13 protein-coding genes are annotated in these 14892 nt (G+C 66.3%); 8 read left to right on the top strand and 5 right to left on the bottom strand.

Translation table 11 applies throughout. The annotated features are described in order from the left end of the window. Positions 1–27 precede the first annotated feature (27 nt). The gene (locus ACTTAI_RS03340; protein ID WP_444454289.1) at positions 28–711 is read left to right on the top strand and encodes a rhomboid family intramembrane serine protease; all 684 of its coding nucleotides are present in this window, start codon (positions 28–30) and stop codon (positions 709–711) included. Here the strand turns inward: ACTTAI_RS03340 and murJ are convergent, their stop codons facing one another. The 3 genes from murJ to ACTTAI_RS03325 all read right to left on the bottom strand — a co-directional run bounded on the left by murJ (position 712) and on the right by ACTTAI_RS03325 (position 6262). Further along, complete coding sequence (gene murJ, locus ACTTAI_RS03335) at positions 712–2262, bottom strand: murein biosynthesis integral membrane protein MurJ (RefSeq protein ID WP_444454287.1); 1551 nt, start codon at positions 2260–2262, stop codon at positions 712–714. Beyond that, positions 2259–5021: a [protein-PII] uridylyltransferase gene (locus ACTTAI_RS03330; RefSeq protein ID WP_444454286.1), complete on the bottom strand. Its 2763-nt coding sequence runs from the start codon at positions 5019–5021 to the stop codon at positions 2259–2261. The genes murJ and ACTTAI_RS03330 overlap by 4 nt, the downstream gene beginning before the upstream one ends. 65 nt (positions 5022–5086) lie before the next feature. After that, on the bottom strand, positions 5087–6262 hold the full coding sequence (locus ACTTAI_RS03325; protein ID WP_444454284.1) for a penicillin-binding protein activator: 1176 nt from the start codon (positions 6260–6262) through the stop codon (positions 5087–5089). A gap of 92 nt (positions 6263–6354) precedes the next feature. Between ACTTAI_RS03325 and rsmI the strand changes: the two genes are divergently transcribed. Genes rsmI through ACTTAI_RS03305 form a run of 4 tightly spaced genes read left to right on the top strand, consistent with a single transcriptional unit; the run spans position 6355 to position 9547 of the window. Further along, on the top strand, positions 6355–7266 hold the full coding sequence (rsmI, locus tag ACTTAI_RS03320) for a 16S rRNA (cytidine(1402)-2'-O)-methyltransferase (RefSeq protein WP_444454282.1): 912 nt from the start codon (positions 6355–6357) through the stop codon (positions 7264–7266). Beyond that, positions 7263–7622 (top strand): YraN family protein, encoded by a 360-nt coding sequence (locus ACTTAI_RS03315; RefSeq protein WP_444454280.1) that lies wholly within the window; start codon positions 7263–7265, stop codon positions 7620–7622. Before rsmI ends, ACTTAI_RS03315 begins: the two co-directional genes overlap by 4 nt. Before the next feature lie 57 nt (positions 7623–7679). Further along, entirely contained in the window at positions 7680–8624 is a 945-nt protein-coding gene (gene gshB / locus ACTTAI_RS03310; RefSeq protein ID WP_444454278.1) for a glutathione synthase, read from the top strand. Further along, on the top strand, positions 8624–9547 hold the full coding sequence (locus tag ACTTAI_RS03305) for an alpha/beta hydrolase (RefSeq protein ID WP_444454276.1): 924 nt from the start codon (positions 8624–8626) through the stop codon (positions 9545–9547). Before gshB ends, ACTTAI_RS03305 begins: the two co-directional genes overlap by 1 nt. On the opposite strand, the gene ACTTAI_RS03300 is transcribed toward ACTTAI_RS03305, so the two are convergent. Together ACTTAI_RS03300 and ACTTAI_RS03295 are read right to left on the bottom strand one after the other, a co-directional pair. Further along, positions 9513–11027 carry a YifB family Mg chelatase-like AAA ATPase gene (locus tag ACTTAI_RS03300; protein ID WP_444454274.1) on the bottom strand — a complete coding sequence of 505 codons (1515 nt, stop codon included), beginning with the start codon at positions 11025–11027 and terminating at the stop codon, positions 9513–9515. The genes ACTTAI_RS03305 and ACTTAI_RS03300 overlap by 35 nt on opposite strands. A 61-nt stretch (positions 11028–11088) precedes the next feature. Further along, complete coding sequence (locus ACTTAI_RS03295) at positions 11089–11781, bottom strand: glutathione S-transferase (RefSeq protein WP_444454272.1); 693 nt, start codon at positions 11779–11781, stop codon at positions 11089–11091. 178 nt (positions 11782–11959) lie between these two features. On the opposite strand from ACTTAI_RS03295, the gene ACTTAI_RS03290 reads away from it, so the two are divergent. Genes ACTTAI_RS03290 through coaBC form a run of 3 tightly spaced genes read left to right on the top strand, consistent with a single transcriptional unit; the run spans position 11960 to position 14892 of the window. Further along, complete coding sequence (locus ACTTAI_RS03290; RefSeq protein WP_444454270.1) at positions 11960–12838, top strand: RNA polymerase factor sigma-32; 879 nt, start codon at positions 11960–11962, stop codon at positions 12836–12838. Then, entirely contained in the window at positions 12835–13644 is an 810-nt protein-coding gene (locus tag ACTTAI_RS03285) for a ChaN family lipoprotein (protein ID WP_444454268.1), read from the top strand. Before ACTTAI_RS03290 ends, ACTTAI_RS03285 begins: the two co-directional genes overlap by 4 nt. 51 nt (positions 13645–13695) lie before the next feature. Next, positions 13696–14892 (top strand): bifunctional phosphopantothenoylcysteine decarboxylase/phosphopantothenate--cysteine ligase CoaBC, encoded by a 1197-nt coding sequence (gene coaBC / locus ACTTAI_RS03280; protein ID WP_444454266.1) that lies wholly within the window; start codon positions 13696–13698, stop codon positions 14890–14892.

Below are 14892 nucleotides of genomic sequence, written 5' to 3'. Positions count from 1 at the left end.
GTCAATGAGCGCCCAAAAGGAGGGACAATGCACCACGGCCATGACGAACACCCGGTCAACCCGCTGCCGCCCGTCGTCTGGGTGCTGGCCGCGCCGATCATCGTGACCGAGATCCTGTTCGCTCTGGGCACGACCGGGGCGCTTGGATCGCAGGCGATGGGCTGGCGGTTGGCGATCCTCGGGCAGCTGGGCTTCGATCCGGTCACCTTCCGCCACATGGCCGAAATCGGGCTCTGGTCGGTGCATGACCTGCTGCGGCTTGTCAGCTATGCCTTTGTCCATCTGAGCCTGACCCATGCAGCGATGGTCGTGGTTTTCATTCTGGCGATCGGCAAATTCGTCGGCGAGGTGTTTCCGGGCTGGGCCGTGGCGACCGTCTTCATCGGCTCGACGCTGCTCGGCGCGCTGGTCTATGCGCTGATGCCCTTCACCCAGATGATGCTGATCGGCGGCTATCCCGGCGCCTACGGGCTGATTGGCGCCTTCACCTGGATCCTCTGGATGCGGCTTGGCGCAGGCCATCCGCACCGGATGCGGGCGTTTTCGCTGATCGGGATGCTGGCCGGGCTGCAGCTGGTCTTTGGCGCGCTGTTCGGCACCGGGCCGGACTGGATCGCCCAGTTCTCGGGCTTCGGCGCCGGGTTCCTGATCAGCTTCTTCGTCGCCCCGGGGGGCTGGGGGCATCTGCTGCGCAAGATCCGCAAGCGCTGATCAACCGCGACGGCGGCGCAGCATGCCCTTCAGCTCGCCCAGACCATAGGCCCCAACGACCGCCCCCAGCGCGAAGTAAAGCGCAATGGCCGAACCGCACAAGATACCCAGCGCCCCCCAGCGCGCGGCGCCGTGCTGGGCCAGCTGCGGGGCGAGCAAGTCGGCGGTGAACCAGAGCTGCACCCCCATCACGCACGAGACCACGCCGATCCGCCACAACCGGCGCCAGAACCGGGCATCAGGACGGGCGGCGTCGCCCATCTTGCGTGCGCCCCACCACAGTTGCCCGACCATCACCCAGCCCGAGACCGTCGTGGCCAGAGCCGCCGCGACGAAGCCCATCACCGGCATCATGCCGACGGCAAAAGCCGCGTTCACCACCATCGAGACGACGGCGAAACGGAACGGGCTGCGGCTGTCCTCGCGCGCATAGTAAAGCGGTTGCAGCACCTTGTGCAGCACGAAGGCGGGCAGGCCGAGGCCATAGGCCGCCAGCGCCAGCGCCGTGGCGGTCGTATCTTCGGGCTGCCACGCGCCGCGATCGTAAAGCACCGAAATCAGCGGCGTCGCGATCACGACGAGCGCCACCGCGGCAGGTAGCGTCAGGAAGATCGCGAATTCGGCGCCGCGGGAAAAGCTGTTGCGGGCCTGGTCATGCTCGCCCGCGCGCAGGTGGCGCGACAGCACCGGCAGAAGCACCGTGCCGATGGCGATGCCGACGACGCCCAGCGGCAGCTGATAGAGCCGGTCGGCATAGGAGAGCCAGGCCACCGCGCCCTCGGTGAAAGACGCCACCTGACGGCCGACGATCAGGTTCACCTGCACGACACCGCCCGCCAGAACCGCAGGTCCGGCGATGATCATGAGCCGCTTCAATTCCGGGGTGAAGCGCGGAATGCCGGGCAAAAGCGTGTAGCCCAGCCGATGCGCCGAGATCCAGGTCATCGCGAATTGCGCGACGCCGGTGATGGGCACCGTCCAGGCCAGCGTCAGCCCCATGTCCCAGCCCGCGTAATCCGCCATCCACATCGCGATGATGAAGATCAGGTTCATCAGCACCGGCACCAGCGAGGCCTCGGTGAAATGGCCAAAGGCATTCAGCACGCCAGACAGTAGCGCCACCAGCGAGATGAAGAGGATGTAGGAAAAGCCGATCTGCCCATAGAGCACGGCCAGATCAAAGCGCTGATCCCCGGCAAAGCCCGAGGCCATCGCCCAGACAAGCCAGGGCATCGCCAAAGTGCCAAGGAGGGTGAAGAAGAGCAGAACCGCCGTCAGCCCCTTGAAGGCGTCCTTGGCGAAGCCCAGCGCATCCTCGCCGCCCTCCAGCTTTTTCGCGAACATCGGCACGAAGGCCATGTTGAACGCGCCCTCGGCGAAGAAGCGGCGGAACATGTTGGGCAGCGAAAAGGCGACCAGAAAGGCCTCGGCCACCGGGCCGGAGCCAAGATAGGCCGCCATCATCATGTCGCGAACGAAGCCAAGAAGGCGGGACCCGAAGGTCCAGCCGCCCACGGTCAGAAAACCGCGGACCAGTCGAATGGGTTTCATGCCTGCCCTGCCCGTTCGGCGCCGCGGATGATCGCATCGCGCAGCCGTTTCTCAAGCGACTCCTGCCGCTGGCCGGAATGCAGCTTCAGGCCGAACATGTCCTTGACGTAGAAAGTATCGACCACCTGCGCGCCATAAGTCGCGATCACGGCCGAGGCGATGTAGATGTTCGAGGACGCCAGCGCCCGGGTCAGATCATAAAGCAGACCCGGCCGGTCGCGGGTGTCGACCTCGACGATCGTGTAGATGTCCGAGCCCTCGTTGTCGAAGGTGATATGGGTCGGGAAGCGGAATTCGCGTTCGCGCTTCTTGATCTTGTCGCGATCCTTCAGCGCATCGCGGGCCACCACCTCGCCCTTCAGCGTCTTCTCGATCATCCCGCGCAGACGGGTCAGTTTCGTGGCCTCGTAGGGGTGACCTTCGCTGTCCTGCACCCAGAAGACGGCGGTCGCATAGCCGTCTTTCGAGGTATAGGTCCGCGCATCAACGACGTTGGCACCCACCAGCGCCAGCGCCCCCGCCAGCCGCGAGAAGATGCCCGGGTGATCGGCCAGCGCAAAGGCCGCGCGCGTGGCATCGTGATCGGGGTCGGGATGCAGGTCGATGCGGATTTCGTCATCGCCCAGACCCCGCAGCAACTCGGCGAAGATCGCCTGCGTCGCCGTGCCCAGCCCCTGCCAATAGGGGTCGTAATGGCGGGCCAGTTCGGTGCGGATGTCTTTTGGCTCCCAGCCCAACAGCGCCTCGCGCAGGGCCTTTTTCGCCTCGTCGGTGCGCTGCTCGCGGTTCACCGCCTCGAGCCCGTGTTCCAGCGCCCGGGTGGTGTCGGAATAAAGCCGACGCAAGAGCGTCGCTTTCCAGTTGTTCCAGACATTCGGCCCGACGCCGCGGATATCGCAGACAGTCAGCACGGTCAGCAGATCCAGCCGCTTGCGCGTCTTCACCTGCTTGGCGAAATCGCGAATGGTGCGCGGGTCCGACAGATCGCGCTTCTGCGCCACGTCCGACATCAGCAGGTGGTGGCGAATGAGCCATTCGACCGTCTCGCACTCTTCGGCGTTCAAAGCCAGCCGCGGCGCGACCTTGCGGGCGATCTGCGCGCCAAGGATCGAGTGATCCTCGGGGCGGCCCTTGCCGATATCGTGAAGCAGCAGCGCCACATAAAGCACCCGCCGGTTCACCCCCTCGTCGAGGATATGCGACGAGAGCGGCAGCTCTTCGATCAGCTCGCGCCGCTCGATCTGCGCCAAGGTCGAGATGCACTGGATGGTATGCTCGTCGACCGTGTAGCTGTGATACATGTTGAATTGCATCATCGCCACGATCGGCTCGAATTCAGGAATATAGGCGGCCAGCAGGCCCAGCTCGTTCATCCGCCGCAACACCCGCTCGGGGTTGCCATGTCGCAGCAGCAGGTCAAGGAAGATATGCGAGGCCTCGCGGCTGTCGCGCAGCTGATCGTCGACTCGATCAAGATTGGCCGCAATCAGCCGCATCGCATCGGGATGCAGCAGCATGTTGGTGCGCAGGGCTTCCTCGAAGATGCGCAGGAAGTTCAGCGGATCGGCCAGAAAGGCCCGGCTATCGGCGACGTTGACGCGCGAGACGTCATCGAAGAACGGCGCCTTGAGCGGCTTCTTGCGGCGGAACAGCCGTTTCAGCACCGGCGCCGGTTTCGCATGTTGGGCCTCAAGCACGGTGAGGAAGATCCGCGTCAGCTCGCCCACCCGCGTCGCATGGCGGAAGTAGTGCTGCATGAACACCTCGACGCCACGGCGGCCCGCGGTATCGGCAAAGCCCATGCGCCGGGCGACCTCGACCTGCGCATCGAAAGACAGCTGGTCGGCGGCGCGGTTGGCGATCAGGTGCAAATGGCAGCGCACCGCCCAGAGGAAATCCTCGGCCTCGTAAAAAACCGCATATTCTTCGGCGGTGAAGACGCCCAGACCGACCAGATCGGCGGTGTCATTCACCCCATGCAGATATTTCGCGATCCAGTAGAGCGTCTGCAGATCGCGCAGACCGCCCTTGCCTTCCTTGACATTGGGCTCAAGCACATAGCGCTGCCCGCCCTGACGGCGGTGGCGTTCGGACCGCTCGGCCAGTTTCGCCTCGATGAATTCGGGGCCGGTGCCCTTGAACAAATCGTTGCGCAGGGTCTGGTTCAACCGCTCTGCCAAGGCTGCATCGCCGTCGAGGTAGCGGTTTTCCAGAAGCGCCGTGCGGATCGTGATATCCTCGCGGCCAAGGCGGATGCAGTCTTCCACCGTGCGTGAGGAATGGCCAACCTTCAGCTTCAGATCCCAAAGCATGTAGAGCATGCTTTCGATCACGCTTTCCGCCCATGGAGTGATCTTCCACGGCGTCAGAAACAGCAGATCGACATCAGAGAAGGGCGCCATCTCGGCGCGGCCATAGCCGCCAACGGCCAGAACCGAGATCCCCTCGGCCGCGGTGGGGGCCTGCAACGGATGCAGCCGGGTCGTGGCGACGTGAAAGACGGCGCGCACCAGCCCGTCGGTCATCGCGGCATAGGCGGCGACGGTCTCGCCCGCCTTGCGCGGGTGATCACCGAACTCGGCCACGATCTGCGGCAGGGCGGCGTCGCGCTCGGCCACGAGCAGGCGCACCGTCTCGGCGCGGATATTGCGCGGTTCCGTTCCTTGCAAACTGGCATCAAGCCGGGCGGTCAGGGCGGGAAGGTCGAAAAGCAAGCTCGCCCCGGTGTCGGCCGGGGCGGTTCTGGCGCTGTCGCTCACGTGCGTCTCATGATCCTTGGGGGCCTTTCGGCGGCGGTTTTCTGCGGCGAGGGGAACGGCCGGGATCAGAACCCGGCCATGCCGAAGGAACGGGGGGCGGCGTCGATGACGACGGCCTGCCCGTTGCGAATCTCGGCGACGGCCAAGCCGCGCTCGTTGGTGCCATCGGGGCGCAGCCGGAAGATGCCGTTCACGCCGACGAAGCCCGAGGGCTGGGTCAGCGCGGCGCGGCTGAGCGGATCGGGGCGACCCGATTTCACCAGCGCGCCGATCGCCGCTATGCCGTCATAAGCCAGCCCGGCGATCGGATGCGGTGCGGCGCCGAAAGCGGTCTCATAACGCTCCTTGAAGCGGTTGTTCATGTTCGGATCAGGCATCGCGAACCAGCCGCCCTGCAGCCCCGGCAGTGCCAGGGTCGCCGAGGGAATGTCCCAGCGCGTCAGGCCGATGAACTTGACCTGCCCCGGGTTGACGCCATTGTCGGGCAGCATCTCGGCCAGAAGCGGCAAGGCGCCTGCCGTGTCGGCGGTCAGGAAGATCGCATCGACGCCCCCGGCTTTCACCCGGCCCGCGATCGTCGGCATCGCCTCGACGATGCCCTGCTGCGAGAACGGATAGGAGGCGATGCCCGCCACCGAGGCACCCGCTCGGGCGACAGCGACCTGCACCGCCCCGGCACCGATCGTGCCTGCGGGGGTCTGGTCATGCACGACCATGATGTTGCGCTTGCCCTGCGCCGCGGCGAAGCTGGCCAACCGATTGGCCGTATTCGGGAAGGTCGGGCCCAGCACGAAGACGTTGCCGCCCGCGATGTCGGTGTTGTTCGAGAAGGACAGCACGCTCACGCCGCGGTTGGCGACGGCCCGACCGGCGGCATTCGCGGATTCGGCAAAGACCGGGCCAAGAATGATCTTCGCGCCCTCATCCACCGCCTTGCTCGCCATCGCAGCCGCCTGATCGGGGCTGGAGCCGGTGTTGTAGACGCGCAGGTCGATCTTCACGCCATTAAGATCGGAAATCGCCAGCTGCGCCGCCTGCTTGAGCGAAGCGGCAAGCGTCTCGTCACCGGTATTGCCCGAGCCTGCGGGCACGAGAAGGGCCACCGGAACGGCCGCGCCACTGTCGACGCTGGGTCCGTTGCCGCTACCCGGGACCGGCTCACACGCCGCCAGCAGCAGCGAGGAGACCAGGGTGACGAAGATCAGCAGGGGGTTGCGGGGGGTGCGCAAAGCAGCGAACATGAAAGCGGCCTCCGTTTGGGCGGGGGAATTGGGCGAACCGTAAGCGTTTCGCCGCACGAAGTAAACTTGACTCGGAAACAGTAGGCGGATCGATGACAGAGCCTGATGAAGACCTCGGCCCGCCGGTGACGCCGCTTGAGGAATACGGGCCCGCGGGCCGCAAACCCGCGCCGGGTCTGCATTTCGTCTCGACGCCGATCGGCGCGGCCCGCGACATCACCCTGCGCGGCCTCGACATCCTGCGCGAGGCGGATCTGCTTGCGGCCGAGGACACCCGTACCCTGCGCCATCTGATGGACATTCACGGCATCCCGCTCGGGGGGCGGCAGATCGTCGCCTATCACGACCACAATGGCGAGGCGGTGCGGCCCCGGCTGCTCGCCGCGCTGGCCGAGGGCAAGGCAGTGGCCTATGCCTCCGAAGCCGGCACGCCGCTGGTGGCAGATCCGGGCTTTCAGCTGGGCCGCGCCGCGATCGCGGCGGGTCATCGGGTCTTTGCGGCCCCGGGGCCTTCCGCGGTTCTGGCGGCGCTGACGGTGTCCGGCCTGCCCTCGGACCGGTTCCTGTTTGCAGGCTTTCCGCCCAACACGGCGCAGGCCCGCCGCAAATGGATCGCCGAATTCGCGCAGGTGCCCGCAACGCTGGTTTTCTATGAATCGCCAAAGCGCGTTAGGGACATGTTAACCGATCTGGCCTCAGAATTGGGCGCAGATCGAGAGGCGGTGCTGTGCCGTGAATTGACCAAACGATTCGAGGAAGTGCGTCGCGGCACCCTCGCCGATCTGGTCGAAAGCTGCGCGGATACACCGATCAAGGGCGAGATTGTCGTGCTTGTCGATCGCTCGCGGGCGCCAAGGTTTGGACCCGAAGATGTCGAAGCAGCGCTGCGGGATCGCCTGCAGCGGATGAGCGTGAAGGATGCGGCGGCGGAAGTGGCCGAGATGCTGGGGCTGCCCCGGCGCGAGGTTTATCAACGTGCCCTGGCGATGGAGAAGGACGGATGAGCGGCGCCTTGTCATATCACTCCGGCCTTGCGGCCGAGCATCAGGTTGAAGCGCATTATCAGCGCGGCGGCAGCAAGATCGCCGCACATCGCTGGCGTGGCCGCTATGGCGGCGAGATCGACCTGATCGCACGCGACGGCGACACCGTCGTCTTCATCGAGGTGAAACGGGCTCAAACCCACGCCTGGGCGGTCGAGCGGGTGAGCCGTCGACAGCTGGAGCGGATCTGCATCTCCGCCGATGAATTCGTCGCCGGTCAACCGGATTGCGCCAATCTTGATCGGCGCTTCGACGTGGCGCTGGTGGATGCGCAGGGGCGGATCGAAATCCTTGAGAACGCCTATCAGTTCGACTGAGGCCGATTGCATCGGCCGGGCGCGCAAGGCATCAAGGAGGCAACGAAAGGGGGCGTCATGGCCTTGAAAGTTGCATTCCAGATGGACCCGATCGCGGCCATCAACATCGACGGGGACAGCACGTTCCGCATCGCGCTTGAAGCGCAGGCCCGCGGGCATGAGCTGTTCTATTACACGCCGGACCGGCTGATTTATCGGCAGGGGCGCGTGCTGGCGCGGGGCTGGCCGCTGACCGTGCGGCGCGAGAAGGGCAACCATTTCACGCTGGGAACCGAGGCAGAATTCGATCTGGCCGAGATGGATGTGGTCTGGCTGCGGCAGGATCCGCCCTTCGACATGGGCTATATCACCACGACGCATCTGCTCGACCGGATCCATCCGAAGACGCTGGTCGTCAACGACCCGTTCTGGGTGCGCAACTACCCCGAGAAACTGCTGGTCCTCGACTTCCCCGACCTGACCCCGCCGACGCTGATCGCCCGCGATCTGGCGGTGATTCGGGACTTCAAGGCCGAGCATGGCGACGTGATCCTGAAGCCGCTTTACGGCAATGGCGGCGCCGGGGTGTTCCGGCTTGACCCGAACGACCGCAACCTGGCCTCGCTGCACGAGCTCTTCACCTCGATCAACCGCGAGCCGATGATCGTGCAGAAATACGTTCCGGCCGTGGTCAAGGGCGACAAGCGCATCATCCTGATCGACGGCGAGCCGGTCGGCGCGATCAACCGCGTACCTGCGGCGGGCGAGACGCGCTCGAACATGCATGTGGGCGGCCGCCCGGAGCCGACGCAACTGACGGACCGTGAACGCGAAATCTGTGCCGCGATCGGTCCGACCCTGCGCGAAAAGGGGCAGATCTTCGTCGGCATCGACGTGATCGGCGACTGGCTGACCGAGATCAACGTCACCTCGCCTACCGGCATTCAGGAGCTGGAACGGTTCGACGGCACCAATGTCGCCGAAAGGATCTGGCAGGTGATCGAGGCAAAGCGGGGTCTGTGATGAGCCTGCGCGCGCATCTTCTGACCCTCGGGCTGCGGCTGTTCACCAAGCCGCGGTTGGCGAAGATGACCGACCCGGCCGAGCTGCGCGAGGCAATGGAGCGGTTCACCCGGATCGCTTTGCGCCCCGCACCCGGCAGCGTGGCGATGCCGCTCGATCTGGCGGGGCGGTCTGCGCTCTCGATCCGGGCGGGCACGCCGCGCACGGGCGTTGCCGTGGTGCATTTCCACGGCGGCGTCTTCATCGCCGGCAGCCCGCAGACGCATCTGCCGATGCTCTCGCGGCTGGCCAAACTGGCGCGGGTCACGGTGATTGCGCCAAGCTACAGCCTTGCGCCCGAGCATCCGTTCCCAGCGGCGCTGCGTGAAGCCGAAGCGGTCTGGGAGGCCTTGCTTTCCCAAGGTTACAAGCCTGAAAACCTGGTCCTTTCGGGCGACAGCGCGGGGGCGGCTCTGGCCTTTGCGCTGCTTGCGAAACTTTGCGCCAAAGGCACCCCGCCTGCGGGGGCCTTTGCCTTTTCGCCCTGGTTCGACCTGACGGGATCTTCGCCCTCGGTGCGCGAAAATGCCAATGCCGACCCGATGCTGGCGGGACATCGTCTGCCCGAAGCCGCGCAGTTCTACCTGCAGGGCCATCCAGCCGACGACCCCGAGGCCTCGCCGATCTTTGCCGCCTTCCCCAACTGTCCCCCAGTGCTGCTGCAGACCTCGGAAACCGAGATCCTGACCGACGACGCGCTGCGGATGGAGGAAAAGCTGCGCAAGGCGGGCACCGAGGTCATGGTGCAGCTTTGGCCCGGCGTGCCGCATGCCTGGCAGATGATGGATGGGCTGATCCCCGAAGCACGGGACGCGCTGCGCGATACCGCCCGTTTCGTGACCCGCGTGCTTACCGCGCCGCCGCAAAGGTCAGACGATAGCTGACCGCTTCGGCAAGGTGGGGCGCGCGGACCTGATCTGCGCCCTCAAGGTCAGCAATCGTCCGCGCCGTGCGCAGCACCCGGTGATAGCCGCGCGCGGTCAGCCCGAAGCGTGCCGCGACCTTGCCCAGAAGCTCCCGCCCCTCTGCGTCGGGGGCAGCAATTTCGTCGAGCACCACGCCTTCGGCCTCGGCATTCACCCGGATCTGCGGATGATCGGCGAAACGACGGGTCTGAATGGCGCGTGCCGCCGCGACCCGGGCCGCGACCGTGGCCGAACTGTCCCCCGCGGCGGGCAGGTCCAGATCGCGCCAATCGACGGCGGGCACTTCGATGCGCAGATCGAAGCGGTCCATCAACGGGCCGGAAATCCGGCCCAGATAATCCTCGCCACATTGTGGCACCCGGGCGCAGGCGCGGGCGGGATCGCCCAGATAGCCGCACCGACAGGGATTGGCCGCCGCCACCAGCAGGAACCGGCAGGGGTAGCGCACATGGGCATTGGCGCGGGCGACCACCACCTCGCCGGTCTCGATCGGCTGGCGCAGGGTTTCCAGCACCGGGCGGGGGAATTCCGGGAACTCGTCCATGAAGAGCACGCCGTTATGGGCAAGGCTCACCTCGCCCGGCCGTGCGCCGCGCCCGCCGCCGATCATCGCCGCCATGGAAGCCGTGTGATGCGGCTCGCGAAACGGGCGATTTCGGGAAATCCCCCCTTCGGACAAGAGCCCCGAGAGCGAATGCACCATCGAGGTTTCAAGGGCTTCCAGCGGCGAGAGCGGCGGCAGGATCCCGGGCAGCCGCGCCGCAAGCATCGACTTGCCCGAACCGGGTGGCCCCGCCATGAACAGATGATGCCGCCCCGCCGCGGCGATCTCCAGCGCGCGTTTCGCCCGCTCCTGCCCCTTCACGTCGCGCAGATCGCGGGCGGTGGGCGGTGTTTCCACCTCACCCGGCCGCGCCGGGTCGAGCGGCTGCTGCCCGGTCAGATGCCGCAGCGCCTCGGTCAGGGTTGCGGGGGCGAAAACCTGCGTCGCGGCGACCCAGGCGGCCTCGGCGCCGCAGGGTTTCGGACACATCAGGGCGCGATCCTCGGCCGCCGCCGCCATCGCCGCGGGCAGCGCGCCGACGACCGGCACGATCCGGCCGTCGAGCGCCAGTTCCCCGATCGACACCAGCCCCTCGACCTCTTCGCGGGGCACGACCTCGATCGCCGCCAGCAGCGCGATGGCGATCGGCAGGTCGAAATGCGAGCCTTCCTTGGGCAGATCGGCGGGGGACAGGTTCACCGTGATCCGCCGCATCGGCAGCGCGATTGACAGCGCCGCGAGCGCCGCCCGCACACGGTCGCGCGCCTCGGACACCGCCTTGTCAGGCAGGCCGACGATGGCAAAACTGGGCATCCCGGCGGCAAGGGCGCATTGCACCTCGACCGTGCGGGCCTCGACGCCCTCGAATGCCACCGTGTAGGTCCGCGCCACCATCAAAACACCCGCTCAGGTTGATAGATGGTTAACGCGGTTTGGTTGATGAAGGGTTAACGCCTTAGCCCAGCGCGTCGCCGGGCCAGGGTCGGGTCGGCCAGTCGCGCTTGTAGAACGGCTGATCGGGGCCTTCGGTCAGGCCTTCCTCGCGCCAGGCGCGGAACTCCGGATCGGCGAGCCAGGTCGCGACATAACCCGCGGCCTCGGGGCCGACCGGCAGGTTGTAACCCGCGATCCGCGCCGCCACCGGGGCGAAGAAGGCATCGGCCAGCGACCACTGCCCGAAGAGCCACGGACCGCCCGCACCATGGGCCGTCCGCGCCATCGACCAGAGCGACTCGATGCGGGCCAGATCGGCCAGAACCGCCTCGGTCGGCGCGCAATCAAGATAGCTGACCCGCAGGTTCATCGGGCAATGGCTGCGCAACGCGGTGAACCCCGCGTGCATTTCCGAGGCCAACCAGCGCGCCATCGCGCGGGCATCGGGATCGGCAGGCCAGAGCCCGGCTTCGGGGTGACGCTCGGCGATCGTTTCGGCAATCGCCAGCGTTTCCCCGATCACGACACCCGAGGGCAGACGCAATGCGGGGGCCAGCGTCGCCAGCGCAAATTCCGCCAAAAGCCTTTTGAAATCATCGCTGTAAAGCCGCCCCGAGACGGTCTTCACCGGCACGCCCGCCTTGGCGAACACGAGCCAGCCGCGCAGCGACCAGCTTGAATACGACCGATCCCCGATCGCCAGTTCATAGCCCATGTCAGCCTCCCTTTTGCGCGCGAATGCTAAGATCTAGGCGCCTTTTCGCAATGGTGAATCCTGCACAGTGATTTTTTTGTGATGCACAATGCAACTTGGAGACATTCCAGATCGTTTCTGTCAGTGTAGGTGCAGTGAGCACGCCTAACAGCGGGTTGGGAGACCCGGGGAGACTGACATGGCACTCGATGGAATGACCGACGACACGCTTCCTCGGCAGGCGATGCGCGCGGAATATCTGGACGCCGAGACCGAAGCCGCCTTGGCCCGCGCCTGGCGGGACAAACGTGACGAGGCGGCCCTGCACCGCCTTGTGAGCGCCTATATGCGGCTTGCGATTTCGATGGCCTCGAAGTTCCGCCGCTATGGCGCGCCGATGAACGACCTCATTCAGGAGGCGTCGCTCGGGCTGATGAAAGCCGCCGACAAGTTCGACCCCGATCGCGGCGTGCGGTTTTCAACCTATGCGGTCTGGTGGATCAAGGCCTCGATCCAGGAATTCGTGATGCGCAACTGGTCGATGGTGCGCACCGGATCGACTTCGTCGCAAAAGGCGCTGTTCTTCAATCTCAAGCGCGTGCAGGCGCAGATCCAGCGCGAGGCCGAGGCCGAGGGTGTGGTTCTGGATGCCGCGCAGCTGCGCGAAAAGGTGGCGATCTCGATCGGCGTCTCGATGGCCGATGTGGAGATGATGGAGGGGCGGCTTTCGGGCTCGGACCTGTCGCTGAACGCGCCGCAGTCGAATGACGAGGACGGCCGCGAATGGGTCGACACGCTGGAAGACGAGGGCGGCAGCCCCGAAGCACGGGTGACCGAAGCCCATGATGGCGCTAAGATCCGCGACTGGCTGGGGCAGGCGATGGGGCAACTGTCGGCCCGCGAACGCTATATCGTCGCGCAGCGTCGCCTGATCGACGAACCGCGGACGCTGGAAAGCTTGGGCGAGGAACTTGGCCTGTCGAAGGAACGGATCCGCCAGCTGGAGGCGCAGGCCTTCACCAAGATGCGCAAGTCTCTGGAAAGCCGCAGCGAAGAGGTGATAAGCTTCTTCGCATGAGGAGTTTCGCGGGTCTTGTTGCGCTGCTGCTGGCGGCTCCGGTCGCGGCCGAAGAGATTTCGGCCGCTGACCTTCCCGCGCGGATTGTTGCCGCGGCCCCGCAGGTGGCCGTGCTGGGCGAGGTGCATGACAATGCCGCGCATCACCGCGCGCAGGCGGCGGCGGTGGCGGCGCTGAAACCGAAGGCACTGGTCTTCGAAATGCTCGACCCGACGCAGGCGGCGAAGGTCACCCCCGCCCTGATCGGCAAACCTGACGAACTGGCCAAGGTGCTGGGCTGGAAAGACGCAGGCTGGCCGGATTTTTCGATGTATGCGCCGATCTTTGCCGCCGCTCCCACGGCGCGGATCTATGGCGCCGCTTTACCCCGCGATCAGGTGCGGCGCGCGATGAAGGAGCCCTTGGCGCAGGTCTTCCCCGAGGCCGCGCGCTTCGGTCTGGACAAACCCTACCCTGCCGATCTGCAGGCCCGGCTTGAGGCCGAGACGCAGGCGGATCACTGCAACGCCCTGCCGCCCGAGCTTTTGCCCGGAATGGTCGCGGCGCAGCGGCTGCGCGATGCGGCCTTCGCGCAAGCGACGCTCACGGCGCTGGCCGAGACCGGCGGGCCGGTCGCGCTGATCACCGGCTCGGGTCACGCCCGCACAGACCGCGCCGTGCCTGCGCTGATTGCCCATGCCGAGCCGGGGGTGCGCCTGCTGTCGCTTGGTCAACTCGAACGCCCGGCAGAGGGAACCCAACCCTTCGATCTGTGGATCGTCACCGATCCCGCGCCGCGCGAAGACCCCTGCAAGGCCTTTCAGTAACTTGCGCGAGCCCCGCCGCCGCCCTACACCTTGGCAAAACCGGAGGGGCCCATGGCAAAACGGATTCTGCTGATCATCGGCGGCGGCATCGCGGCGGTGAAAGGACCGGAACTGATCCGGCTTCTGCGCGGCGCGGGCTATGCCGTGACCCCGGTTCTGACGAAAGCCGGGGTGGAATTCGTGACGCCGCTCTCGGTCTCCTCGCTCGCAGGCGAGGCCGCGCATACGGCGCTTTTCGATCTGACACATGAGGCCGAGATCGGCCATATCCAGCTGAGCCGCGCCGCCGATCTGGTGGTGGTGGCGCCCGCGACCGCCGATCTGATGGCGAAGATGGCGGCGGGTCTGGCGGGGGATCTGGCCTCGACGCTGCTTCTGGCCACCGACAAGCGGGTGCTGATCGCGCCCTCTATGAATGTGCGGATGTGGCAGCACCCGGCGACGCAGCGCAATCTGAAGCAGTTGCAGGCGGATGGCGTTCTGACCGTTGGCCCGAACGAAGGCGACATGGCCTGCGGCGAATATGGCTTTGGCCGGATGGCGGAACCGGCAGAGATTTTGGCCGCGATTCAGTCGGCGCTGGCGGATGGCCCGCTCAAGGGGCGGCATGTGCTGGTGACCTCGGGTCCGACGCATGAGCCGATCGACCCGGTGCGCTACATCGCCAACCGCTCCTCGGGGGCGCAGGGCACGGCGCTGGCCGCGGCGCTGCGCGATCTGGGCGCCAATGTCACCTTCGTCACCGGCCCGGCCTCGGTTCCGCCGCCGTCGGGGGTGAGGGTGGTCAAAGTCGAAACCGCGCGCGAGATGCTGGCGGCGGTGCAGAGCGCCCTGCCCGCCGAGGCGGCGATCTTTGCCGCCGCCGTCGCCGATTGGCGGGTGGCGAATGCCAGCCTGCAAAAGATGAAGAAGGATGGCTCTGGTCAGGCGCCCGCGCTCGCCTTTGCCGAAAACCCGGACATTCTGGCCACCGTCTCGAAGCTGACGACGGGACGGCCAAAACTGGTCGTCGGCTTTGCCGCCGAAACCGAGAATGTCGCGGCCCATGCGACGGCGAAACGCGCCCGCAAGGGCTGCGACTGGATCGTGGCGAATGACGTCAGCCCGGGCACCGGCATCATGGGCGGGACCGAAAACGCGGTGACAATCCTTGACAATACCGGGACCGAGACTTGGGCGCGGATGGGCAAGGACGAAGTGGCCCGCAGGCTGGCGGCGCGCATCGCAACCGCGCTGACCGCGGGCTGA

Origin of the sequence: Rhodobacter capsulatus, assembly GCF_052363175.1 — a bacterium.
GTDB lineage: Bacteria > Pseudomonadota > Alphaproteobacteria > Rhodobacterales > Rhodobacteraceae > Rhodobacter > Rhodobacter capsulatus_D.
The sequence above is the reverse complement of the archived record's forward strand: the minus strand, read 5'-3'. Positions and strand labels throughout refer to the sequence as shown.